This window comes from Stenotrophomonas sp. SMYL11 (assembly GCF_036320005.1).
Taxonomy (GTDB): domain Bacteria; phylum Pseudomonadota; class Gammaproteobacteria; order Xanthomonadales; family Xanthomonadaceae; genus Stenotrophomonas; species Stenotrophomonas maltophilia_A.
In genome coordinates this window covers 31,185-54,365 of record NZ_JAWIRS010000017.1, presented here as the reverse complement: position 1 = coordinate 54,365, position 23,181 = coordinate 31,185, and the positions used below count along the sequence as shown (strand labels likewise).

Annotated in this window: 17 protein-coding genes, 1 pseudogene and 1 riboswitch; of the genes and pseudogenes, 8 read left to right on the top strand and 10 right to left on the bottom strand. The window is 66.8% G+C overall.

The annotated features are described in order from the left end of the window. Nucleotides 1-92: 92 nt before the first annotated feature. The 3 genes from V3B46_RS18695 to V3B46_RS18685 all read left to right on the top strand — a co-directional run bounded on the left by V3B46_RS18695 (nucleotide 93) and on the right by V3B46_RS18685 (nucleotide 5,004). Nucleotides 93-860 carry a phosphatase PAP2 family protein gene (locus V3B46_RS18695; RefSeq protein ID WP_154353143.1) on the top strand — a complete coding sequence of 256 codons (768 nt, stop codon included), beginning with the start codon at nucleotides 93-95 and terminating at the stop codon, nucleotides 858-860. Beyond that, entirely contained in the window at nucleotides 857-2,506 is a 1,650-nt protein-coding gene (locus V3B46_RS18690) for a phosphoethanolamine transferase (RefSeq protein WP_329892596.1), read from the top strand. The genes V3B46_RS18695 and V3B46_RS18690 overlap by 4 nt, the downstream gene beginning before the upstream one ends. Nucleotides 2,507-3,039: 533 nt before the next feature. Continuing rightward, entirely contained in the window at nucleotides 3,040-5,004 is a 1,965-nt protein-coding gene (locus V3B46_RS18685; protein ID WP_329892595.1) for a M2 family metallopeptidase, read from the top strand. Nucleotides 5,005-5,123: 119 nt separating this feature from the next. Here V3B46_RS18685 and V3B46_RS18680 read toward each other — a convergent pair whose 3' ends face one another. The 3 genes from V3B46_RS18680 to V3B46_RS18670 form a co-directional block, all read right to left on the bottom strand. Further along, nucleotides 5,124-5,516: a hypothetical protein gene (locus tag V3B46_RS18680; RefSeq protein ID WP_008265644.1), complete on the bottom strand. Its 393-nt coding sequence runs from the start codon at nucleotides 5,514-5,516 to the stop codon at nucleotides 5,124-5,126. 83 nt (nucleotides 5,517-5,599) lie between these two features. After that, nucleotides 5,600-6,496, bottom strand: a complete 897-nt coding sequence (locus V3B46_RS18675; RefSeq protein WP_154353146.1) for a siderophore-interacting protein — start codon at nucleotides 6,494-6,496, stop codon at nucleotides 5,600-5,602. A gap of 141 nt (nucleotides 6,497-6,637) precedes the next feature. Continuing rightward, nucleotides 6,638-7,864, bottom strand: coding sequence for a multidrug effflux MFS transporter (locus V3B46_RS18670; RefSeq protein ID WP_049421272.1), 1,227 nt, complete (start codon nucleotides 7,862-7,864; stop codon nucleotides 6,638-6,640). A gap of 300 nt (nucleotides 7,865-8,164) precedes the next feature. After that, a riboswitch (glycine riboswitch) is annotated at nucleotides 8,165-8,267 on the top strand. Between the two features lie 62 nt (nucleotides 8,268-8,329). Between V3B46_RS18670 and gcvP the strand changes: the two genes are divergently transcribed. Next, a complete protein-coding gene (gcvP, locus tag V3B46_RS18665; RefSeq protein ID WP_329892594.1) occupies nucleotides 8,330-11,197 on the top strand; it encodes an aminomethyl-transferring glycine dehydrogenase in 2,868 nt (955 codons plus the stop codon). A gap of 92 nt (nucleotides 11,198-11,289) precedes the next feature. On the opposite strand, the gene V3B46_RS18660 is transcribed toward gcvP, so the two are convergent. From V3B46_RS18660 to V3B46_RS18650, 3 genes are all read right to left on the bottom strand, one after another. Further along, nucleotides 11,290-11,700, bottom strand: a complete 411-nt coding sequence (locus V3B46_RS18660) for a VOC family protein (RefSeq protein ID WP_005410627.1) — start codon at nucleotides 11,698-11,700, stop codon at nucleotides 11,290-11,292. Nucleotides 11,701-11,803: 103 nt separating this feature from the next. Continuing rightward, nucleotides 11,804-13,171 carry an amino acid permease gene (locus tag V3B46_RS18655; RefSeq protein ID WP_014038111.1) on the bottom strand — a complete coding sequence of 456 codons (1,368 nt, stop codon included), beginning with the start codon at nucleotides 13,169-13,171 and terminating at the stop codon, nucleotides 11,804-11,806. A gap of 82 nt (nucleotides 13,172-13,253) precedes the next feature. After that, a complete protein-coding gene (locus V3B46_RS18650; RefSeq protein WP_032127825.1) occupies nucleotides 13,254-13,976 on the bottom strand; it encodes an AraC family transcriptional regulator in 723 nt (240 codons plus the stop codon). Nucleotides 13,977-14,094: 118 nt separating this feature from the next. Here V3B46_RS18650 and V3B46_RS18645 point away from each other — a divergent pair, with 118 nt between their 5' ends. Continuing rightward, the gene (locus V3B46_RS18645; protein ID WP_329892593.1) at nucleotides 14,095-16,191 is read left to right on the top strand and encodes a catalase; all 2,097 of its coding nucleotides are present in this window, start codon (nucleotides 14,095-14,097) and stop codon (nucleotides 16,189-16,191) included. Nucleotides 16,192-16,213: 22 nt separating this feature from the next. Further along, nucleotides 16,214-16,687 carry a hypothetical protein gene (locus V3B46_RS18640; protein WP_329892592.1) on the top strand — a complete coding sequence of 158 codons (474 nt, stop codon included), beginning with the start codon at nucleotides 16,214-16,216 and terminating at the stop codon, nucleotides 16,685-16,687. A gap of 8 nt (nucleotides 16,688-16,695) precedes the next feature. On the opposite strand, the pseudogene V3B46_RS18635 reads toward V3B46_RS18640, so the two are convergent. Both V3B46_RS18635 and V3B46_RS18630 read right to left on the bottom strand, forming a co-directional pair. Continuing rightward, nucleotides 16,696-16,788: pseudogene (locus tag V3B46_RS18635) on the bottom strand (alpha/beta fold hydrolase); the annotation flags it as partial. Nucleotides 16,789-16,836: 48 nt separating this feature from the next. Beyond that, nucleotides 16,837-18,960 (bottom strand): methyl-accepting chemotaxis protein, encoded by a 2,124-nt coding sequence (locus V3B46_RS18630; RefSeq protein ID WP_329892591.1) that lies wholly within the window; start codon nucleotides 18,958-18,960, stop codon nucleotides 16,837-16,839. Between the two features lie 235 nt (nucleotides 18,961-19,195). Here V3B46_RS18630 and V3B46_RS18625 point away from each other — a divergent pair, with 235 nt between their 5' ends. Then, complete coding sequence (locus V3B46_RS18625) at nucleotides 19,196-20,152, top strand: L,D-transpeptidase family protein (protein ID WP_329892590.1); 957 nt, start codon at nucleotides 19,196-19,198, stop codon at nucleotides 20,150-20,152. Between the two features lie 4 nt (nucleotides 20,153-20,156). Continuing rightward, complete coding sequence (locus V3B46_RS18620) at nucleotides 20,157-20,789, top strand: M23 family metallopeptidase (RefSeq protein WP_329892589.1); 633 nt, start codon at nucleotides 20,157-20,159, stop codon at nucleotides 20,787-20,789. Here V3B46_RS18620 and V3B46_RS18615 read toward each other — a convergent pair. Both V3B46_RS18615 and V3B46_RS18610 read right to left on the bottom strand, forming a co-directional pair. Further along, on the bottom strand, nucleotides 20,725-21,393 hold the full coding sequence (locus V3B46_RS18615; protein ID WP_329892588.1) for a hypothetical protein: 669 nt from the start codon (nucleotides 21,391-21,393) through the stop codon (nucleotides 20,725-20,727). The two genes, V3B46_RS18620 and V3B46_RS18615, sit on opposite strands and share 65 nt — an antisense overlap. Nucleotides 21,394-21,510: 117 nt before the next feature. Beyond that, on the bottom strand, nucleotides 21,511-22,803 hold the full coding sequence (locus tag V3B46_RS18610) for an adenylosuccinate synthase (protein ID WP_014038120.1): 1,293 nt from the start codon (nucleotides 22,801-22,803) through the stop codon (nucleotides 21,511-21,513). Nucleotides 22,804-23,181: the final 378 nt, after the last annotated feature.

Sequence of the window (23,181 nt, the reverse complement as noted above, 5' to 3'; positions counted from 1 at the left end):
AAGCATTAACCCGGCACGAACGAGCGTCCGACCCTTCTCCGACATCCAGGTGACGAGCATGGCCGCGGATTCCCGACCCGCCCTTTCCCAGCATGCCCGTCCGTCCCCTTGATTCGGTAGCGCCGCTTGCGACATCGCCACTGGCGTCAAAATTCGCCGTAACTCACCTCTGGCTACCTGTCGCAATCGGTCTGCCCGTGTTTACGCTGCTGATGGGTTTCGGCGGCGACCAATGGGTGGCCGATCACCTGTTCCGCCTTGAGGGTAATCATTGGGCGCTACAGGACGCCTGGGTCACCCGCACGGTGGTGCACAAGGCCGGCAAGTGGCTGAGCACGGCTGCTGCGCTCGTGGCGATCCTGCTGTGCTTCCACCACTGGCGTAAGGGTCGCGATCGCACCCTGCGGTGGGCGCTGCTTTATGTCGTAATCGCCATGGCCCTGGGCACGGGTGTGATCTCCCTGCTGAAGTCGCTGGTGCCGATGGAATGCCCCTGGGACCTGCTGCGCTACGGCGGCCACCAGCCGTTCATCGGGCTTTTCACGGCACGCCCCGCAGGCATGGCCGCGCAGGCGTGCTTCCCGGCGGGCCACGCCAGCGCGGGTTATGCATGGTTGTCCCTGTACTTTTTCGCCTTGCTGTGGCGCCCTTCATGGCGCTGGGCCGGGTTGTGGATCGGCCTTGGCACCGGCTTCGTATTCGGCGTGAGCCAGCAACTGCGGGGCGCGCATTTCCTTTCGCATGACCTTGCTACTGCGTTGATCTGCTGGCTGCTTTCGCTGGGCCTGTACATGGTCGTCAAACGCGTCCTGGCACGCCGTCAGCTGGACCGTCCCCACCGCCAGGAGGCAAACGCATGAGTGCATCGGTCCAACGCCCCGCCCGCCTTTCCGCGTTGGCGAACCTTCGCCACTGGCGGCCGCAGCTGTCCACCGAAGCACTGATCGCACTGACCAGCCTGTTCTTCGCAGTGGCCGGCAACGGCCTGTTCTGGCACAGCGCGATGGCCAGCCATCCGGGCAGCCTGCGCTACGCGCTGTCGCTGCTGCTGTTGCTGCTCGGTGCGCACGGCGTGCTGCTGGGCATCCTGGTCTGGCGCTGGAACGCCAAGGTGGTGATCAGCCTGTTGCTGCTGGTGACCGCATTCGCTGCGCATTACATGAGCCGTTACCACATCTACCTGGATGCGGACATGCTGCGCAACGTGCTGGCGACCGACCCCAAGGAGAGCCGCGAGCTGATGACAGTGTCGCTGGTGTGGCCGGTGCTGTTGCTGGCGGTGCTGCCGATGGCGGTGCTGTGGCGCGTGCAGCTGCGCCGCCGCAGCTGGGGCCGCAGCCTGCTCTGGCGCGTCGGCTTCCTGGTCGTGGCGGCAGTGACCGCGGTGGGCGGCGCATTGATCTCGTTCCAGGATGTTTCGGCACTGATGCGCAACCAGCGCGAAGTGCGTTACCTCGCCACCCCGGCCAATGTGCTGCTGGGCATGCCGCGTGCACTGCGTGGCGACAACCCGGTGCAGCGCGCACCGAAGCTGCCGATCGGTACCGATGCCAAGGCCACCCCGCGCGCGCCGGCCAGCAAGCCGCGCCTGCTGGTAATCGTCATGGGCGAGACCGTGCGCGCGCAGAACTGGGGCCTCAACGGTGGCCGCAACACCACCCCGGAACTGGGCCAGGCCAGTGTGGTCAATTTCCCGGACATGCATTCGTGCGGCACCAGCACCGAGGTTTCACTGCCGTGCCTGTTCTCGCCATGGGGCCGGCACGACTACGACGAGAAGAAGATCCGCGCGCACCAGTCGCTGCTGCACGTATTGAACCGTGCCGGTATCGCGCCGCTGTGGCGTGACAACCAGTCTGGCTGCAAGGGCGTGTGCGAAGGCCTGGACTTCCAGTCATTGTCCGATGCGACCATCCCGGGCCTGTGCGCTGACGGCCGCTGCATGGACGAAATCCTGCTGCAGGACCTGGCCACCCAGGTACGTGCAAAGCCGGGCGACCGGGTGGTGGTGCTGCACCAGTTGGGCAACCATGGCCCGGCCTACTTCGAGCGCTACCCGCCCGCGTTCCGCCGCTTCACCCCCACCTGCGATACCCGCGACATCGGCCGCTGCTCGCGCGAAGAGATCACCAACAGTTACGACAACGCCGTGCTGTACACCGATCACTTCCTGACCAAGACCATCGGCACGCTGCAGGGCATGCAGGACTACGACACGGCGATGATCTACCTGTCCGACCACGGCGAGTCGCTGGGCGAGAAGGGCCTGTTCCTGCACGGCGTGCCCTACGCCATCGCCCCGGCCGAGCAGACGCGGGTACCGATGACGATGTGGTTCTCGCAGGGCTTCGCCAGCAGCCGCGGGCTGGACCTGCAATGCGTGCGCAAGCGTTCGGCGGCCTACACCGACCATGACAACCTGTTCCCGTCGGTACTGGGCCTGATGCAGGTGAAGACCTCGCTGTACGAGCGCGATCGCGACGTGTTCGCCGGCTGCGAGAGTTAGGGTTTGTCGGCAGGGCTGTGCCCTGCACCCGCAGAGGCAACGGCAACGGCCGAAGCAACAGCAACAGCGGGGTTCCTGTGGGTAGGCGGGGTGGGTCCGGTTGCGGGGGACGCCGTAAATCCGTCCATGGAGGCTCGGTCGCGCCATCCATGGCGCTCACGCCCCCGCAACCGGACCCACCCCGCCTTCGACAGATTTCCGCTGCTGTTGGTGGGTGCCGACGTTGGTCGGCACGGGGTCGGATCCGAATTTGAGTCTCGATTTCTGACAGATCTCATCCACGCATGGCGTGGATCTACTGCCATCACCGAATTGCGTCTGGGGCAGAGTCCCCTGAGTCAGGGGGCGGCCGCGAAGCGGCGGGGGTCTGGGAGCTGGTAAGTGGGGCCCACGTTTCGCGCAGCGAAGCGTGGGAGCGACAGCGCGCATGCGATGTCGCGGTCCCTGGGCGCCGCCCGGCCGACTTCCGCCACTTGCGGTGGCAGCGACGGCCCACTAGCCTTCGGCCGTCGTTCACCACCCAAGGACCGCCCGTGAAACACCGTCATCTCCTGCTGGCCTCGGCAATCGCCGCCGCCACGCTGGCCCTGGCCGCCTGCAAGAAGGAAGCCGCCCCAGGCGCCGATACCGCCAGCAGCAGCGCCCCGGCCGGCGAAACCGCCGACCAGTTCGTGGCCCGCATCAATGCCGAATTCAAGGCCGCCTACCCGGAGATGACCTCGGCGCAGTGGCTGTCTTCCACCTACATCAACAGTGATTCGGAACGCATCGCGGCCAAGGCCAACGAGCGCTCGCTGACCCAGCTCAACAGCTGGATCGAACAGGCCGCCAAGTTCGACGGCAAGCCGATGAGCGAGGACAGCAAGCGCGCAATCCACCTGCTGAAGCTGATGTCCTCGATGCCGGCACCGCGTGACCCGGCCAAGCTGGCCGAGCTGACCCAGATCGCCACCCGCATGGAAGGCAGCTACGGCGCTGGCAAGTACTGCACCGATGCCAACGATCCCAACTCCTGCCGCCAGCTGGGCGAGCTGGAGCAGGTGCTGGCGCGCAGCCGCGATTACGACAAGCAGCTCGACGCCTGGCAGGGCTGGCACAGCACCACCAAGAGCATGCGCGGCGACTACCAGAAGTTTGTCGGCCTGGTGAACGAAGGTGCCAAGGGCATGGGCTTCACCGATGCCGGCCAGATGTGGCGCAGCGGCTACGACATGCCGCCGGAGCAGATCGGCCCGGAAACCGATCGCCTGTGGGAACAGGTCAAGCCGATGTACGAGCAGCTGCACTGCTACGCACGCGGCAAGCTGGACAAGACCTACGGCAAGGACAAGGCCGAAGTGGGCAACGGCCTGATCGCCGCACACCTGCTCGGCAACATGTGGCAGCAGGACTGGTCGAACCTGTGGGACCAGCTGGAACCGTACCCGGGTGCCGGCAGCCTGGACATCACCGCAGCGCTGGAAAAGCAGTACCAGACCAACCTGAGCGCGGCGCTGGCCAAGGCCGGCAAGGATGCCAACGTAGCGGCGCAGTACAAGGCACAGCGCGAGGCCGAACTGCGTACCGCCAAGCAGATGACCGAGCGCGCACAGGACTTCTACGTGTCGCTGGGCATGCCGTCGCTGCCGCAGTCGTATTGGGAAAAGACCCAGTTCATCAAGCCCGATGACCGCGACGTGGTCTGCCACGCCAGCGCCTGGGACATGAACATGGAAGGCGACGTGCGCACCAAGATGTGCATCAAGCCGAACGAAGAGAACTTCACCACCATCTACCACGAGCTGGGCCACATCTATTACGACCTGGCCTACAACCCGCTTCCTCCGCTGTTCCAGGGCGGTGCCAACGATGGCTTCCATGAGGCGATCGGCGACACCATCGTGCTGGCGATGACGCCCAAGTACCTCAGCTCGATCGGCCTGGTCGACGCGCCGACCGAAAGCCGCGAAGCGGTCATCAACAACCAGATGCGCATGGCGCTGTCGGGCGTGTCGTTCCTGCCGTTCGGGCTGATGATCGACCGCTGGCGCTGGGGCGTGTTCGATGGCTCGATCACCGCCGACAACTACAACAAGGCGTGGTGGGACCTGAAGGCCAAGTACCAGGGCGTGGCGCCGGCCAGCACCCGTGGCGAAGAGTTCTTCGATCCGGGCGCGAAGTACCACGTGCCGGGCAACACCCCGTATACCCGCTACTTCCTGGCGCGCATCCTGCAGTTCCAGTTCTACAAGGGCCTGTGCGACGCGTCCGGCTACAAGGGCCCGCTGCATGAGTGCACCTTCTACGGCAACAAGGAAGCCGGCCAGAAGTACTGGGCGATGCTGAGCAAGGGTGCCAGCCAGCCGTGGCAGGCCACGCTGAAGGAGCTGACCGGTACCGACAAGCTCGATGCGGGCCCGATGATCGAGTACTTCACCCCGGTCAACGAGTGGCTGAAGCAGCAGAACGAAGGCCAGATGTGCGGCTGGCAGGCCAACGCGGCCCCGGCGGCGAAATGAGAAAAGGGGCGGGTCCGCGAGGACCCGCCCCTTTCCGGTAGTGCCGGCCGCTGGCCGGCAACTACGCGATGAAGACCCAACGGGCAGCCGGCCAGCGGCCGGCCCTACCGAAAGGCCTGTCAGCTGTTCTTCTTCGCGGCCATCGCTGCGGCCAGCTCGGCCTTGAATTCCTCGAAGGTCTGGCCCTTCTCCTTTGCTTCGGCCTGCGCGGCGTCGCGCAGCGCATCGGAGTACATCAGGCGCACCGGCGTGCCGTTGCGCTCGTGCAGTTCACCGGCCTGCATGATCAGCGCCAGCACCTGCGCAGCACTCTCGCTGTGGCCCGCGATGCGACCATCCATGCCCAGCACCCATTCGCCATCACGGCGCACGACACCGGCCAGCAGGGTGCGCTGCGCGTCGCGCAGTTCGGCATGCGGCTCCACCGGCGAGGCCTGGGCAGCGGCCTTGTTGGCGGCCTGCTTTTCCTGGCGACGGCGCTGGTCGCGGCGGGTCTTGGAGCTGGTGGACATGGTGCGGTACCGCTGCGAAGGGGGGCGCAAGGATAGCGCACCCCGCCCGCAGCGCTGCTTCACGCGTGCTCGATCCAGGACGGTCAGTCCAGCACCTTGCCGTGCCGCCAGTACCCCATGAAAGTGATCGCGCGACGGTCCAGCCCGCAATCGCGCACCAGGTGGCGGCGGATCGCCATCACCGCCCCCGCCTCGCCAGCCACCCAGGCGTACAGCGGCCCGGCCACGCAGGTGTCGGCCTGCTCCCAGAGGATCTGCGTATCGACGTCGATCTCCTCCAGCGCATCGCCAGCAGCCACGCTCGAGGTCGCTGACAGCCGTTCCTGGACCGCCTGCAGCAGCGGCTGGCCATAGGCGGCCTGCCCACGCGGCAACCATACCAGCTCGGCGGTGCCCGGCGCTTTCAACGGCACCGCATCGCCGGCCTGGGCCACTTCCAGCAACGCCAGCGTGCGCGGCGGATCAGGCATGGCCGCCAGCTCTTCGAGGATGCCCGCCACCGCAGGCAACGCCGTTTCATCGGCCACCAGCAGTACCTGGCCGACACCGGCCGGTGGCTTCCACTCCCAGCCTTCGCTGCTCTCGGCACAGTCGGCATCCGGGGCCAGCAACACCACGCGATCGCCCGGCCGTGCATGCATGGCCCAGCGCGAAGCGGGTCCGGTAACCCCGTGGACGACAAAATCGACGTCGACCTCGCCCTGCTCGGCGCGCAGCTGGCGGATGGTGTAGGTGCGCATCGGCGGGCGCTGATCGTCCGGCAGGGCCCGGTAGCGTGGATACCAGTCCTCGCCGCTGGGGACCTGCGGCAGGTCCTGGCCGGGCAAGGGGAAGAACACCTTGATCCGCTGGTCCGGGCCTTCGGTCTTCATCCGCGCCACGTCGGCGCCAGTGAACACCATGCGGTCCAGGGAAGGGGAGAGAACGCGGCGCTCCTTCAGCGCCACCTCGAACAGGCGGTAGGTCTGCTGCGCAGCCATGGAGGAACCTCATGCAACGACATCGGATTGGCTGGCTGTCGTGCACCCGTGCACCGGCTGGCTGGAGTGCCCAGCCTAATCCGGTGGTTTCCCGTCGCAAGCGCTGCCGGCGTCGCGGCCTGCCCTACCCCTGCACGCTGCTCAGTGACCCGTGCAGACTGCCTGCGCCGCGCGTTCACGCTGGTGTTCCCAGTACCAGAACACGAAACCTGCACCGAAGAACGCAGCCTGGCCCAACGCCAGGTGCAGCGGGCTGGCGCTCAGCAGCGGCGATACCACGCCGGCCACCACGGTGCTGATCATCAGCTGCACGAAGGCCTGCAGCGACGAGGCCAGGCCGCGCTGGTGCGGGTACATGTCCAGCACCGCCAGCGCCAGGATCGGGAAAATCAGCGCCATGCCCATGCCGCCCAGGAAGATCGGCAGCACCGCCCACGGCAGCACGAACTGCGGGGCCAGCGCCACGTAGCCGACGTTCAACAGCACCGACAGCGCGCACAGGCCGAAACCGATGGCGACCTGGCGGGTAGGCGTGGTGTGCCCGGCCATGCGCCCGGACAGGAACGAGCCGGTGGTCATGCCGCCGATGGTGGGGATGAACAGCCAGGCGAAGCCGCCTTCGCCCAGATGCAGGTGCTGCATCACGAACACCGGCGCCGAGGAGATGTACAGGAAGATGCCACCGAAGCCGATGCTGCCGGCCAGCGCCAGGCGCAGGAAGCGCGGGTTGAAGCCGATGCGCAGGTAATCACGCATCAACGTGCGCGGCGACAACGGCACGCGCGCTTCAACCGGATGGGTCTCCGGCAGGTAGCGTGCAGTGGCCGCCAGCAGGACCAGCCCGAACACCACCAGGAACCAGAAGATCAGCGGCCAGCCGGCGCCACTGAGCAGGATCCAGCCACCGATGATCGGGGCGATGGCCGGGGCGATGCCGAACAGCATCGACACCTGGCTCATCAGGCGCTGCGCGTCGTGGCCATGGTAGAGATCGCGGATCACCGCGCGGCCAACGATCATGCCGACACCCGCCGACAGGCCCTGCAGCGCGCGGAACGCAAGCAGCGTGGTCAGGTCGGTGGACAGCGCACAGCCAACCGAAGCGCCGACGAACACCACCAGGCCACCGAGGATCACCCACTTGCGGCCCCAGGCATCGGACAGCGGGCCGTGCGCCAGGCTCATCAGGCCGTAGAACAGCAGGTACACGCTGATGGTCTGCTGCACCGCCACTTCGTCCACCGCCAGGCGCTGGGCCAGCTGCGGGAACGCCGGGAAGATGGTGTCGATCGAGAACGGACCGAACATGGCCAGACCGGCGAGCAGCAGGGCCATGCGGCGGGTGGAGGGAGCAACAGCGGCGGTCATGGGGAAGGCGTCCGGCAGGGCCATGCGTGGCACGCACGGCGGGCGCCGGTCCCCCTTCTGCAGGGACGGCGCCAGATGAATTCGGGTATCCGCCCATCATAGGTGGGGATCGCGACCGATGCCATGCAGCGGTGCACAAAACGCACGGCCGGGCCATCGGCCATTCAGGCGCGGTAGCCATGCCTGGAGGCGGCCGGCGGGCCCGCAACGGGCTATAATCAGCGGGCAACACGGTGGGAGAAGCGGAACACCGCTGCCGAAGGCGCAACGCCCGTAATCGCTCAGGCCCGATACCACCCGCAACAGAACTCTGGAGAGACCGGTTCGATCCGGCGCCGAAGGGGCACGAAGCTGCGGTCCGCCGCGCTTTTAAACTCTCAGGCAAAAGGACAGAGGGGCGCCCAGCAGACCGCCGACCGGCGGCTTGTGCCCGTGCGTGTGCCCTTTCCTGACGGATCCTTCGCCATGTCCCAGAACACCCCTTCCCTGCGTGAGCTCGAGCACCACAATGCGTTCGTCGAGCGCCACATCGGCCCCAACGACGCCGAGATCGCGCAGATGCTCGACGTCGTCGGCCACGCGTCGCTGGATGCGATGACCGATGCCATCGTACCGGCCAAGATCAAGTCGCCGGCGCCGCTGGCACTGCCGGAGTCGATGACCGAAGTGCAGGCCCTGGCGAAGATCCGTGCGATCGCCGACAAGAACACCGTGCTGCGCAGCTTCATCGGCCAGGGCTACTACGGTACCCACACGCCGAACGTGATCCTGCGCAATATCCTGGAAAACCCGGCCTGGTACACCGCCTACACCCCGTACCAGGCGGAAATCTCGCAGGGCCGCATGGAAGCGCTGATCAACTTCCAGACCCTGTGCGCCGACCTCACCGGCATGGAAATCGCCAACGCCTCGCTGCTGGACGAAGCCACTGCCGCGGCCGAAGCGATGACCCTGGCCAAGCGTTCGGCCAAGTCGAAGTCGGACACCTTCTTCGTGCACGACGCCGTGCATCCGCAGACCCTGGAACTGCTGCGCACGCGCGCCGAACCGATGGGCATCGTGCTGCGCGTGGGCACCCCGGCCGAAGCACTGGAAGCGGAAGCCTTCGGCCTGCTGCTGCAGTACCCGGACACCTTCGGCCAGGTCGGCGACTACAAGGCGCTGGTCGATGCCGTGCACGCACGCGGCGGCCTGGTGGCCGTGGCCACCGACCTGCTGGCCCTGACCCTGCTGACCGCTCCGGGCGAATGGGGCGCGGACATCGTGGTCGGCAACAGCCAGCGTTTCGGCGTGCCGTTCGGCTTCGGCGGCCCGCACGCTGCCTTCATGGCCTGCCGTGATGCCTACAAGCGCTCGATGCCGGGCCGCCTGATCGGCGTCTCGGTCGATGCCCAGGGCAACCCGGCCTACCGCCTGACCCTGCAGACCCGCGAGCAGCACATCCGCCGCGAGAAGGCCACGTCCAACATCTGCACCGCACAGGTGCTGCTGGCGGTGATGGCCTCGATGTACGCCGTGTACCACGGCCCGGACGGCCTGACCCGCATCGCCCGCCGCACCCATCGCCTGGCCTCGATCCTGGCCGCCGCGCTGCGCAACGCCGGCGTGCAGGTCGGTGGTGACTTCTTCGACACCCTGCATGTCACCGGCGTGCATGCCGATGAAATCCACGCCAAGGCCCGCGCCGCCGGTTACAACCTGCGCGCGATCGACAGCGACTCGGTCGGCATCAGCCTGGACGAGACCACCACCCGCGCCGACATCGTCGCCGTGGCTGCCGTGTTCGGTGCCTCGCTGGACGTCGACGCACTGGATGCCAGCACCGCCGACGCGTTGCCGGCCGGCCTGCTGCGCCAGTCCGCGTTCCTGACCCATCCGGTGTTCAACACCCACCACAGCGAGCACGAACTGCTGCGCTACCTGCGTTCGCTGGCCGACAAGGACCTGGCGATGGACCGCACGATGATCCCGCTGGGCTCGTGCACCATGAAGCTCAACGCCACCGCCGAGATGATCCCGGTGACCTGGCCGGAGTTCTCGCAGATCCATCCGCTGGTGCCGGCCGACCAGGCGCTGGGCTACAAGGAACTGATCGACTCGCTGGAAGCGATGCTGGTGGAGTGCACCGGCTACGACGCAGTCAGCCTGCAGCCGAACTCCGGCGCACAGGGCGAATACGCCGGCCTGCTGGCGATCCGCGCCTACCACCGCTCGCGCGGCGAAGGGCATCGTGACATCTGCCTGATTCCGGATTCGGCGCACGGCACCAACCCGGCCTCGGCGCAGATGTGCGGCATGAAGGTGGTGGTGACCAAGACCGATGCCAACGGCAACGTCGACGTCGAGGACATCCGCCTCAACGCCGAGAAATACAGCGACCGCCTGGCCGCGATCATGATGACCTACCCGTCCACGCACGGCGTGTTCGAGGAAGAGGTGGTGGAGATCTGCGAGATCATCCACAAGCACGGCGGCCAGGTGTACACCGACGGCGCCAACATGAACGCCCTGGTCGGCGTGGCCAAGCCGGGCAAGTGGGGTTCGGACGTTTCGCACCTGAACCTGCACAAGACCTTCTGTATCCCGCACGGCGGTGGCGGCCCGGGCGTCGGCCCGTGCGCGGTCAAGGAGCACCTGGCCCCGTTCCTGCCGGGCAAGCTGGGTGACAACGGCCCGGTCGGCATGGTCAGCGCGGCCAGCTTCGGCAGCGCCTCGATCCTGCCGATCAGCTGGATGTACATCGCGATGATGGGCCGCGACGGCCTGCGCAGGGCCACCCAGGTCGCGCAGCTCAACGCCAACTACATCGCCAAGCGCCTGGCCCCGCACTTCAAGACCCTGTACACCGGCCGCAACGGTCTGGTGGCACACGAGTGCATCCTGGACGTGCGCCCGCTGGAGAAGACCAGCGGCATCGGCGCCGAGGACGTGGCCAAGCGCCTGATCGACTTCGGCTTCCACGCCCCGACCCTGAGCTTCCCCGTGGCCGGCACGCTGATGGTCGAACCGACCGAGAGCGAGTCGCTGCACGAGCTGGACCGCTTCATCGACGCGATGATCCAGATCCGCGAGGAGATCACCGCGATCGAAGACGGCCGCCTGGACCGCGAGGACAACCCGCTGAAGAACGCACCGCACACTGCCACCGCAGTGACCGCGAGCGAGTGGACCCACGCCTACCCGCGTGAACTGGCTGCGTTCCCGCTGCCGAGCCTGAAGCTGCAGAAGTACTGGCCGCCGGTGGCACGCGTGGACAACGTGTACGGCGACAAGAACGTGATGTGCGCCTGCATTCCGGTCGATGCCTACAAGGATGATGAAGTCGAGGCGTGATTCCTCGCTGCATCGGTAAACAGAACGGCCCGCGCAAGCGGGCCGTTTTCATAAGCGCGTGTGGACCAAGGTCCACACCCACCAACATCCGATCACGGATCCGGCATCTGCCCCAGGCTCAACTGCCACGACACACCGAAGCGGTCCTGCACCCAGCCGTAGCGGTTGCTGAAATCGTAGTCACCCACCGGCATCAACCAATGGCCGCCTTCGCCCAGTACGCGTGCGGCACGTTCGAACTGTTCGGCGCCGGAGCACTCCACGAACAACGAGATCGACGGCGAGAAGGTGAAATCGTGCACGTCCAGGCTGTCGAAGCACAGGTAGTGGGTTCCACCGAGCAGGAAGATAGCCTGGCGCACCTGCCCGGGCACGCCAGCACCGGCGCCGTCCGGATGGCGCTGCATTGCCAGCAGGCGGAAATCGGCGAAGGCCTCCGCATACAGAGCCAGGGCCGCTTCGGCCTGGCCGGTGAACATCAGGAAGGGGCGGCTGCGCAGCATGCGGTACTCCTGGTCGACGGGCCGCTGACGGCCCACACAATCAGGATGGCACGGCAGATGTGCAGCCCCCGTGGTAGTGCCGGCCGCTGGCCGGCAGCTTCAGTCACGCCTCGCGCATGCGCCGGGCGATGGCGCTGCTGGCGGCGATCGTGGCAGTCAGTGCCACCATCGACAGGAACTGCAGGCGGGTGTGCGACTCGCTCAGCAGCAGGCCGAAGATCAGTGCCAGAATCGCCAGCGCGCAGCAGGTCAGCCACGGGAAGCCGGCCATGCGGAACGGCAGGCGGGTACCCAGGCGATCCGCGCGGCGGCGCAGCACCAGCTGCGACACCAGCGACAGCGTCCACACCAGCAGGCAGGTGGAACCGACGATGTTCAGCAGCACCGGCAGCACCCGGTCCGGGAACAGCAGCTCCATCACCGTGGCGGCAAAGCCGAACAGCACGCTGGCCAGCACGGCGATCACCGGCACCTGGCGCGGATCCGTCCAGCCCAACACGGCCGGCGCTTCGCGGCGCTGCGCCAGCGAATACATCATGCGCGAGGCACCGTAGAGGTTGGCATTGAGCGCCGACAGCAGCGCGATCACAGCGATCAGGGTGATCGCCGTACCCGCGCCCGGGATGCGGGCGATATCCAGCACGGCGGCGAACGGCGACTTCAGTGCCTCGCTGGTCCATGGCACCACGGCGATGATCACGCTCAGCGAGCCGATGTAGAACACCAGGATGCGCCAGGCCACGGTGCGGATGGCACGGGCGATGCTGCGCTCGGGATCTTCGGTTTCGGCCGCCGCCACGGCCACAATCTCGGTACCGCCAAAGGCAAAAACGACAACCAGCAGCGCCGCACCGATCCCGGCCAGGCCCTTCGGTGCGAAGCCACCGTGTTCGGTGAAGTTGCTCAGGCCCGGCGAAGTCACCTGCGGCAGCCAGCCCATCAGCAGCGCCACACCGATGGCGATGAAGGCCAGGATCGCCGCCACCTTGAGGATGGCGAACCAGAATTCGAACTCGCCGAAGTTCTTCACCCCGAGCAGGTTGATCGCGGTGAAGAACAGCATGAAGGCCAGCGCCGCCATCGGTACCGGTATTGCCGGCCAGACCGTGGCCAGAAGCCCGGCCGCGCCTACCGCCTCGGCGGCGATCACGATCACCAGCTGCACCCACCACAGCCAGCCCACGGTGGCGCCGGCGGTGGCCCCCATGGCATCAGCGGCATAGACCGAGAACGCGCCACTGGTCGGCTTGGCCGCCGCCATCTCGCCCAGTGCGTTCATCACGATGATCACCAGCGCACCAGCGACCAGATACGACACCAGCACCGCCGGGCCGGCCGCCTGCACACCCACGCCCGAGCCGAGGAAGAGGCCGGCGCCGATGGCGCTGCCCAGACCCATCATGATCAGCTGGCGGGGCTTGAGCGAATGTCCGAGGCGGGACGGCGAAGCGGTCGGAATCGAGTTGGGCATCGGCGGAGCTGGCGGCGGGCTACAGGGGCGACACCTTACCCTGTCCCGTGCCCACGGGGATAGGCACAGCGCAGCAGGCGGCTCAGGCCAGCGCCGGCTCGCCGACGTTGCCACCAATACGGGCCCGGTAGGCGCGCGGCGAGAAACCGGTTTCAGCCTTGAACTTGCGGGTAAAGGCGCTCTGGTCGCTGAAACCGCAGGCCTGGCCGATGCAGGCGATGCTGTCGTCACCGTGCAGCAGGTGCATGGCCATCTGGATCCGCAGCCGGGTCAGCACCTGCTGCGGGGTCATCTGGAACACCTTGCGGAAACTGCGTTCCAGCTTCGACAGCGAGAAACCGGTGATGTCCAGCAGGGTCTGCATGCGCACGTTCTCGGCGTAGTGCGCATTGAGGTGGGCCAAGGCCAGCCGCAGCTGCTCGTACTGGGTGCCCAGGCTGTCCTTCTGGCCGAGGTCGCGGGATATGCCGATCAGGCCCTCGATCGCCCCATCGACCACCAGCGGGCGCTTGCAGGTCAGGCACCAGCCCGGTTCGCGGTTGGCGAACAGGTGCAGCTCCATCAGGTTCTCGATCACCTCGCCGGACAGCACGCGGGCATCCTGGTCGACGTAGTCCGCACTGAGGCCGGTCGGGTAGATCTCGGCCGCCGTGCGCCCGATCACGTCCTTGCGCGCGCGCAGGCCCAGCCGCCGCAGCATGGTCTGGTTGACGTGGGTGTAACGCCCCTGAAGGTCCTTGATGAAGAACAGCACATCCGGGATGGCGTCGAACAGGGCTTCGATGTCGGCGGGCTCGACTCGCATGTGGCAAGCATACCCGAGCCGCCGATTTGTCTGCGCGTTCACTCCCACAGGACCATGCATTAACGCCGGCGCCGCCACTGTTTGGGTCTGCCCCCCTACCCGCTCCAGGAGATCCTCCATGGCCGCCAGCAAGCCGACCGGCAAGCGCGCTTCCGCCACCCCCTCCGCCGACCGTGACAGCCGCGGCCAGGGCGATGAACTGCACCAGCTCGCGGGAGGCGCCCATCCGGTCCTGACCAGCAACCAGGGCATTCCGGTTGCCGACAACCAGAACTCCCTGCGCCAGGGACCACGCGGCCCCACCCTGCTGGAAGACTTCCTGCTGCGCGAGAAGATCACCCACTTCGACCACGAGCGTATTCCCGAGCGGATCGTCCATGCCCGCGGTTCGGCCGCCCACGGCTTCTTCGAACTCACCCGCTCGCTGAGCAAGGTGACCCGCGCGAAGATCCTCACCGAGGTCGGGGTGAAGACGCCGGTGTTCACCCGCTTCTCCACCGTTGCCGGCGGCGCCGGCTCGGTGGACACCCCGCGCGACGTGCGCGGTTTCGCGGTGAAGTTCTATACCAAGGAAGGCAACTGGGACCTGGTCGGCAACAACATTCCGGTGTTCTTCATCCAGGACGCGATCAAGTTCCCCGACCTGATCCATGCGGTGAAGATGGAACCGGACCGCGCGTTCCCGCAGGCCGCCAGCGCACACGACACGTTCTGGGATTTCGTCTCGCTGATGCCCGAATCGATGCACATGATCATGTGGGCGATGAGCGACCGCACGATTCCGCGCTCGCTGCGCACCATCGAAGGCTTCGGCATCCACAGCTTCCGCCTGCTGGATGAGAAAGGAAACTCCACCTTCGTCAAGTTCCACTGGCGGCCGAAGCTGGGGCTGCAGTCCACCATCTGGGACGAGGCGCTGAAACTGCAGGCCGCCGACAACGATTTCCACCGCCGCGACCTGTTCGAGGCGATCCAGCGCGGCGATTTCCCCGAATGGGAACTGGCCGTGCAGCTGTTCACGGAAGAAGAGGCCGACGCATTCCCGTTCGATCATCTGGACCCGACCAAGATCATTCCCGAATCGCTGGTGCCGTTGCAGGTGATCGGGCGCATGGTGCTGGACCGCTGGCCGGACAACTTCTTCGCCGAGACCGAGCAGGTAGCGTTCTGCCCGGCCAACGTGCCGCCGGGCATCGACTTCAGCAATGATCCCCTGCTGCAGGGCCGCCTGTTCTCCTACCTGGACACCCAGCTGATCCGGCTGGGCGGGCCGAACTTCCACCAGATCCCGGTGAATGCACCCAAGTGCCCGTTTGCCAATCACCAGCGCGACGGGCATATGCAGATGCAGGTTCCCAAGGGCCGGGTGGCCTACGATCCCAGCTCGCTGCAGGACGACACACCGCGCGAGACCCCGAGCGGCTTCCGCAGCCACACCAGCGCCGACGATGGACGCAAGGGCCGCACCCGCGCGGAGAGCTTCGCCGACCACTACAGCCAGGCGCGGATGTTCTTCCGCAGCTTGGAAAAACCGGAACAGGCGCACCTGGCATCGGCGCTGGTCTTCGAGTTGTCCAAGGTGGAAACGCTAAAGGTGCGGGTGCGCACGGTCAGCCACCTGCGCAACATCGATGACATGCTGGCGCAGCGCGTGGCCAATGGCCTGGCCCTGCCTGCACTGCCCGACCCCGCGCCAACCGCTACCCCGGTGCGGGACATGCCGCCGGCCCCGGAAGTGCGCGTGATCGGTCGCAACAAACCCACCCTGCAGGGTCGCTGCATCGGCATCCTGTTCGACGAAGGCTCCGACGCGCGCGTGATTGCCAGCCTGAGCAAGGCGGCCCGGAAGGCAGGTGCAGACGTGAAGCTGGTCGCACCAAAAGTGGGAGGCGCCACGCTCAGTGACGGCAGCGTACAGGCCGCCGATGGGCAACTGGCCGGCACGCCATCGGCCCTGTTCGATGCGGTGGCCGTGGTGCTGAGCGTAGAGGCATCAAAGGCGTTGTCGAAAGAGAGCGCCGCCCTTGAGTTCGTCAGCCAGGCGTGGGCACACCTGAAGGCCATCGCCAGCGACGCGGGCGGCCAGGCGCTGCTGAAGGCGGCGCGGGTCGGCAACGACCCCGGCATCGTCGAAGCAGAAGACGCCAAGGCATTCCTGGCGGCGGCCGCCACCCGCCAGTGGGCGCGTGAGCCCAAGCTGCGCCTGCTTGCCTGACCACAACGACAGGAGAATCGTCATGCCCCGCGGTGACAAATCCGCATATACCGAAAAGCAGAAGCGCCAGGCCGAGCACATCGAGGAAAGCGAACGTGATCGCGGCGCGAGTGAAGGCACCGCCGAGCGCATTGCCTGGGCCACCGTGAACAAGCAGGACGGCGGCGGCAAGCGCGCCGGCAGTGCCCGCAAGGGCACGAAGAAGGCGACCAGCAAGAAGGCTGCCAAGAAGGCGCCTGCCAGGAAGTCGGCCACAAAGAAGGCCGCAACCAAGACGACGGCGGCGAAGAAGGCGGTGGCGAAGAAGGCACCGGCTCGCAAGACCGCGACAAAGAAGGCCGCAAAGAAGACGGCGAAGAAGGCTGCGGCCAAGAAGGCGGGTACGGCCGCCTCGCGGAGCGCCGCCGCGAAGAAGGCAGCCAAGACGCGGGCCGCGAAGAAGACCGTGCGCAAGGCGGCGGCGAAGAAAGCTGCGCGTACGCGCGCGCGCGGCTGAAGCGTCGGTCAGGAGGAGAGCGTCCTCATCCATGCGGCAACTTCGGCTGCGGCCGCGTCAGCACGGGCCTGCAGCAGCAGATGAGGCCCTTCCAGCGAAATACGGCCGCTCAAGGCGGCCGTATTCCTGTCACTGCACTGGCAGCCCGCTCAGGCTGCGCGACGGGGCACAGCAGAGACCGCCGCGCCTTCCACCTTGAATACCGCCACCGACGTGGTCAGCGCATGCGCCTGTTCTTCCAGCGCGCGGCTGGCGGCGGTGGCTTCTTCCACCAACGCGGCGTTCTGCTGGGTCACCTGGTCCATCTGCACCACCACCTGGTTGACCTGCTCGATGCCGGCCGCCTGCTCCTTGCTGGCTGCGGCGATGTCGCTCATCAGCTGGGTCGTGCGCGAACTTGCCTGTGCCACGCGCGCGATCGCGGCTTCGGATTCAACGGTCACTGCCAGGCCGCTCTTCACCTTGGCAGCGGCGTCTTCGATCAGCTCCTTGATCTCCTTGGCGGCGACACCGGCACGCTGCGCGAGCGTGCGCACTTCGCTGGCGACCACGGCAAAGCCACGGCCCTGCTCGCCTGCACGTGCGGCTTCCACCGCCGCGTTCAGTGCCAGGATGTTGGTCTGGAACGCGATGCCGTCGATCACGGTGGAGATTTCCGAGATGCGTGCCGAGGACTGGTCGATCTCGCCCATCACCGACGCCATCTGTGCCATCGCCTGCTCGGTCTCGCGCACCGCAGCACCGGCGGCATGCGCTTCACTATCGGCCTGACGGGCCAGTTCGGCATTCTGGCGCACTGTGGAGGTCAGCTCCTCCATCGATGCAGCGGCCTCTTCCAGGTTCGCCGCCTGCTGCTCGGTGCGGCGCGACAGGTCGTTGTTGCCGGCGGCCAGTTCCTGCGCCGCGTTGTTGATGCTGTCGGCAGCCACCTGGATGCCCCGCACGATGGCGGTCAGCTGAGCGGTGGTGGTGTTGGCGTCGTCGCGCATGCGTGCGAACACGCCGTCGTACTCGCCGTCCATGCGTGCGGTCAGGTCACCGTGCGAGATCGCGCGCAGCACGTCGGAAACATCGGCGATGCTGGCCTGCGAACTGGCCATCATGCCGTTGAGATGTTCGACCATCGCCTTGAACTGGTACTGGAACGCAGCGGCATCACCACGCATGCTGAAATCACCGGCGCGTGCGGCGCGGGCCAGTTCATCGATCTGCGTGTTGATCGCCATCAGGCTCTGCTTCACCGCGGCCAGAGTGCGGGTCAAGGTACCCTTCTCGCCCGGATAGTCCGGCAGGTCGCGGCTGAGGTCACCGATGGCGTAACGCTGCATCACTTCAGCCATCAGCAGTTCCACCTGCACGTGCGATTCGACCAAGCTGTTGGTGGCCTGCACCATGCGGCCGAAATCACCGGGGAAGGCACTGGCATCCATGCGATAGCGGATTGCGCCGGCCTCGTGCTGTTCGGCCATCTGCAGCTGTGCGCCGATCGCCGCCTGCACGCTCTGCCGCACGCTGGCCATGGCTTCACCCAGCTGGGTCAGTTCATCGCGGCCGCCGAGGCGGAACTCCTGGTCCAGCTGCCCCTTGGACAGGCGCTCGGCCAGGTTCACCGCTCGGGCCAGCGGCCCGGTCAGGCTGCGGCCGATCATCACCGAGGCACCGATGCCCACCAACAGCGCGACGCCGCCCAGCACCAGCAGCTGCAGCAGGCTGCGCTCACCCAGGCGGATCGCCTCGGCGGCCGCATCACGGCTTTCCTTCTCTTCGAAGTCCACGCCATCGGACAGCGCCTTGTTCCAGCCGTTGGCCGCTTCCTGCACCGGGCCCAAGGTCAGCGCCACGGCGCCCGGGTAGTCGCCCTGCTCCATCAGTTCGCTGGTCTGCTTGTTGAGTGGACGCGCAATGGCACGCTTGGCGGCGATGGTTTCGGCGATGGCCTTGCCGTCGGCGTCGCTGGGCAGCGCCTGATAGGCGGTCCAGCTGGCCTCGTAGCGCTTGACCAGATCGGCGATACGCTGCTCGTCGTGGCCGCGGTCATCGCCCTGGCGGATCAGCATCTCGCGGCGCACAACCATCATCTGATTGTTGGCATCGAGCATCTGCGACAGCAGGCGCACCTTGGCCACGCTGACGTCGACCACCTGCTGCATCGCGCGCTTCTGCGCGACACTGGCGGTGGCGCCAGTGGCCACTACGGCGGCGACCAGCAGCAGCAACAGGCCAAAGCCCAGCCCAAGACGCCAGGAAACCCTGACGTTCCTCAAGTAGTTCATCGGTACATCCAAAACGGGGGGATGCGCCCCTATCGGCCGCGCCGCCGGCATTCTTGATCGGCAAGATGCACGGGCGTCGGCAGCCGTTCACCTTGGTGATGCCATGCACGGTGCTTCTGCGACAAGGGCCCGGGCCACGCCAGGGCTGCCCTGCTCATGCCGGCATCAGGTTGCTTTCACGGGGGCTGCGCAGCCTCTACGGGCAGGGTGGAGCTGCCATCTGCCGGAGACCTCCATGCCCGTACACCGCCCCACCCTGCTCGCCCTGTCCTTGCTGATGTCCCCCGCCTTCGCGCAGGTGCCGCCGGCCCAGCTGCCGGAGCCCATTGCCGAGAAGGCCGGACCCGATACCGCGGCGCGCTCGCCGCTGCACGCTCAGGTGCTTCTGGATCGTGCCAATTTCTCCCCGGGCGAGATCGACGGTGAAGTCGGCAGCAATCAGCGCCGGGCCGTGGCAGGCTTTCAGGCAGCCCACGGCCTGGCAGTGAGCGGAGAGCTGGACGACGTCACCTGGAACGCACTGCAGGCCGATGCCGTTGGGCCGCTGGCCAGCTACACGCTGACCGCCGAGGACGTGGCCGGACCGTTCGTCGCCGTTCCGAAGACGCCCTCCGCGCAGGCAAAGTTGAAGGCGCTGGGCTACAGCAGCGTCGAGGAATCACTGGGCGAGCGCTTCCATGCCTCGCCGGAACTGCTGAAGGCGCTCAACCCCGGCGTCGACCTGGGCAAGGCCGGCAGCCGCATCCAGGTGCCGAACATCACCCCGGCGCCGCTGCCGAAGGCGGCCAAGGTGGTGGTCGACAAATCCGATTCCACCCTGCAGTTGCTGGATGCGCAGGGCAAGCTGATCGCACAGGTGCCGGTGTCGTCGGGCAGCCAGCACGACCCGCTGCCGATCGGCGAATGGAAGATCCTGGGCGTTTACCGCGACCCGCCATTCCACTACAACCCGAAGCTGTTCTGGGATGCCCGCAAGGGCGAAAAGAAGGCCACCCTGCCACCGGGCCCGAACAATCCGGTCGGGCGGGTCTGGATCGACCTGTCCAAGCCGCATTACGGTCTGCACGGCACGCCGGTACCCGGCCATGTCGGCAAAACCGAATCGCATGGCTGCGTGCGCATGACCAACTGGGATGTGCTGCGCGTGGCTGCAGCCGTGGATACGTCGGTACCGGTCGTCATGCAGGAGTGAGCCTATGCGCGTTTCGCAGCTGATCGTGCTGGGCGTTCTGCTGGGTGTGGGAATGAGCTGGTGGCTGCGTCGCGATGCCGCTGAACCCACGGCGGCGGCCACGCCTGCAACACCGTTCACCGTAATGGCAACGCCGGCGACCGCGCCGCTGCCAGCCAGCGTCGACGCAGCACCGGACGGTCTGCTGCTGCCGGTGCAGGGCGTACTGCCCTCTCAGCTGCGCGATACCTTTAGCGATGCCCGAAGCGAGGGTCGCGTGCACGATGCCATCGACATCATGGCCGATGCCGGTACGCCGGTGCTGGCGGTGGCCGATGGCACGGTGGAAAAACTGTTCGACAGCGAGCGCGGCGGCTTGACGATTTACCAGTTCGAGCCCAGCGGGCGCTGGTGCTACTACTACGCGCATCTGCAGCGCTACGCCGATGGCCTGGCGGAGAAGCAGGTGATCAAGCGCGGAGAGGTGATCGGTTACGTGGGCAGCACCGGTAACGCCAGCGCCCAGGCCCCGCATCTGCATTTTGAAGTGCACGTGCTGGGCCCGGAAAAACAGTGGTGGAAGGGAGAGTCGATCAATCCGTACCCGCTGTTGAAACAGGCGGCATCGACGCCCGACGCTGCCAGCGCCGCAAGGTGATGGTGAATGCCACCAGGGCAGCGCCCGGAATCAGCAGGAACAACGCCGCCACCTTCCAGAAGAAGAACGGCCACAGCCACACGTAGTCCAGATCGGTCAGCTTCAGTACGTCCATCAGTGGCAGCAGTTCCACCGTGCCCACGCGTCCCGCCAGCGCGGGCTCGACCTCCAGAACGGTCACCCGCAGCCACGAACGCCCGCGCGGCAGCGCATCCCCCCGGCCATAACCGAAGTACGAGGCTGCAAATCCAGCAGGCTCAACCGATTCGAGCGCGCGGGTGATGCCGGAACCCGGCACGCCCGAACGCGTTTCGGCGCGGAAGTCGGTCTGATCTGTCGGGGTTTCCACGCGCAGGCGCACCTCAGGATTGATCGCCGTGGAAGTACCGTCATCCGCGTAACGCAGGCGCAGCCGCAATTGGTCATCAATGAAGCGGTAGACCGTGACCTCGGCCGTCGCACCCGGGCTCAGCACCAGAGGCAGCACCTGCGTGCGTGAGGCCATGTGGTTGGCGATCGCGCCCAGCACCAGCACCGCGCAGGCAAGCGCCCACAGGCTCCACAGCACCCACAGGGTGATCCGCACCACCGTTACGCCCTTCACGCTGACATCCGGGTCATCAAGTCACTTCCCTTCTGGCCGTGCCGGCACAGTAACGAAAAAGCCCCGCTTTCGCGGGGCTCTTCCTGTCACCGACGCCGGGCAGCGCCCGGCGCCACCTCAGGCGAACGGATCCTGCAGGACCATGGTGTGGTCGCGGTCCGGGCCGGTGGAGACGATGCTGATCGGGCAGCCGGCCAGCTCTTCCAGCGAACGCAGGTAGGCGCGTGCGGCCGGCGGCAGGTCGTCCCAGTTGGTGATGCCGTGGGTGTTCTCGCTCCAGCCCGGGAACTCCAGGTACACCGGGGTGCAGTCTTCCCAGCCCTGCGCGTCCAGCGGCGCGTACTCGGTGCGCTTGCCGTTGTATTCGTAGGCGATGCAGACCTTCAGCTTTTCCATGCCATCCAGCACGTCCAGCTTGGTGATGCACAGGCCGCTGATGCCGTTGATGGCCACCGCGCGCTTCAGCGCGACGATGTCCATCCAGCCGCAGCGACGCGGGCGACCAGTCGACGCACCGTACTCGGCACCGCGGTCACGGATGCCCTGGCCGACTTCGTCGTCCAGCTCGGTCGGGAACGGGCCGCCGCCGACGCGGGTGGCGTAGGCCTTGGCGATGCCCAGCACGTAGTCGATCGAATCGGCGCCGACGCCGGAACCGGCCAGCGCACCACCAACAGTGGTGTTGGAGCTGGTGACGTACGGGTAGGTGCCGTGGTCGATGTCCAGCAGCGCACCCTGCGCGCCTTCGAACAGCACGCGCTTACCCTGCTTGCGCAGGTCGTGCAGGATGCCGGCCACGTCGGACTTCATCGGCTGCACGTATTCGCCGAAGGCCAGCGCTTCGTCGAAGGTCTTCTGGAAATCGACCGCATCGGTGTTCAGATACTTGGTCAGCACGAAGTTGTGGTAATCCAGGGCGGTGCGCAGCAGTTCTTCCAGCTGCTTCGGGTAATGCAGGTCGGCGATGCGGATGCCGCGACGCGCCACCTTGTCTTCGTAGGCCGGACCGATGCCACGGCCGGTGGTGCCGATCGCCTTGCCGCCGGCAGCGCGCTCGCGCGCCTGGTCCAGGGCGATGTGGTACGGCATGATCAGCGGCGCGGCCGGGGAGATCTTCAGGCGCGAACGCACTTCCACGCCGGAGGCTTCCAGCTCGGCGATTTCCTTCTGCAGCGCGGCCGGCGAGATCACCACGCCGTTGCCGATCAGGCACAGCGCATCGTCACGCAGGATGCCCGACGGAATCAGGTGCAGGACGGTCTTCTTGCCGTTGATGACCAGGGTGTGGCCGGCGTTGTGGCCGCCCTGGAAGCGCACCACGGCGCCGATTTCCTCAGTGAGCAGATCGACGATCTTGCCCTTGCCTTCATCGCCCCACTGGGCACCAAGCACTACGACAGACTGACCCATGACGGGCTCCTCATATGTTGCGGCCATCGGGGCCGCGGACGGTTGAACCGTGGCGGGGCTGGCCAGCACCTGGAGGGCGGCTCCAAACGGGGAGCAGCCGGCGATGGAAGGCCCAGACAAGGAAAAAGCCGGACGGGGAGGCCCGTCCGGCTTTTGTGCATTATCCGGGTTTCCGGGGTCGGGTGCCACCTTTCCGACGGACGGCTTCACCGGCCGGTCAGCCGCCCCGCCCGGTCGTGCCGGCCGCGGGCCGGCAATGCCAACCAAGGTTGGCATCTACCAGAGCCGCGCCACGCATGTACCGGCCGGTCAGGCGCCTCCCGGTAGTTCCGGCCGCTGGCCGGCAATGCCAGGTTGCCGGCCAGCGGCCGGCACTAC

Excerpts from the sequence above, each read along its gene's own strand:
- V3B46_RS18680 (WP_008265644.1), bottom strand. The coding sequence starts at position 5,516 with ATGTCCACCAGCTCCAAGACCCGCCGCGACCAGCGCCGTCGCCAGGAA.
- V3B46_RS18690 (WP_329892596.1), top strand. The coding sequence starts at position 857 with ATGAGTGCATCGGTCCAACGCCCCGCCCGCCTTTCCGCGTTGGCGAAC.
- V3B46_RS18675 (WP_154353146.1), bottom strand. The coding sequence starts at position 6,496 with ATGGCTGCGCAGCAGACCTACCGCCTGTTCGAGGTGGCGCTGAAGGAG.
- V3B46_RS18625 (WP_329892590.1), top strand. The coding sequence starts at position 19,196 with ATGCCCGTACACCGCCCCACCCTGCTCGCCCTGTCCTTGCTGATGTCC.
- V3B46_RS18630 (WP_329892591.1), bottom strand. The coding sequence starts at position 18,960 with ATGAACTACTTGAGGAACGTCAGGGTTTCCTGGCGTCTTGGGCTGGGC.
- V3B46_RS18655 (WP_014038111.1), bottom strand. The coding sequence starts at position 13,171 with ATGCCCAACTCGATTCCGACCGCTTCGCCGTCCCGCCTCGGACATTCG.
- V3B46_RS18610 (WP_014038120.1), bottom strand. The coding sequence starts at position 22,803 with ATGGGTCAGTCTGTCGTAGTGCTTGGTGCCCAGTGGGGCGATGAAGGC.
- V3B46_RS18695 (WP_154353143.1), top strand. The coding sequence starts at position 93 with ATGCCCGTCCGTCCCCTTGATTCGGTAGCGCCGCTTGCGACATCGCCA.
- gcvP (WP_329892594.1), top strand. The coding sequence starts at position 8,330 with ATGTCCCAGAACACCCCTTCCCTGCGTGAGCTCGAGCACCACAATGCG.
- V3B46_RS18645 (WP_329892593.1), top strand. The coding sequence starts at position 14,095 with ATGGCCGCCAGCAAGCCGACCGGCAAGCGCGCTTCCGCCACCCCCTCC.
- V3B46_RS18620 (WP_329892589.1), top strand. The coding sequence starts at position 20,157 with ATGCGCGTTTCGCAGCTGATCGTGCTGGGCGTTCTGCTGGGTGTGGGA.
- V3B46_RS18650 (WP_032127825.1), bottom strand. The coding sequence starts at position 13,976 with ATGCGAGTCGAGCCCGCCGACATCGAAGCCCTGTTCGACGCCATCCCG.
- V3B46_RS18670 (WP_049421272.1), bottom strand. The coding sequence starts at position 7,864 with ATGACCGCCGCTGTTGCTCCCTCCACCCGCCGCATGGCCCTGCTGCTC.
- V3B46_RS18640 (WP_329892592.1), top strand. The coding sequence starts at position 16,214 with ATGCCCCGCGGTGACAAATCCGCATATACCGAAAAGCAGAAGCGCCAG.
- V3B46_RS18660 (WP_005410627.1), bottom strand. The coding sequence starts at position 11,700 with ATGCTGCGCAGCCGCCCCTTCCTGATGTTCACCGGCCAGGCCGAAGCG.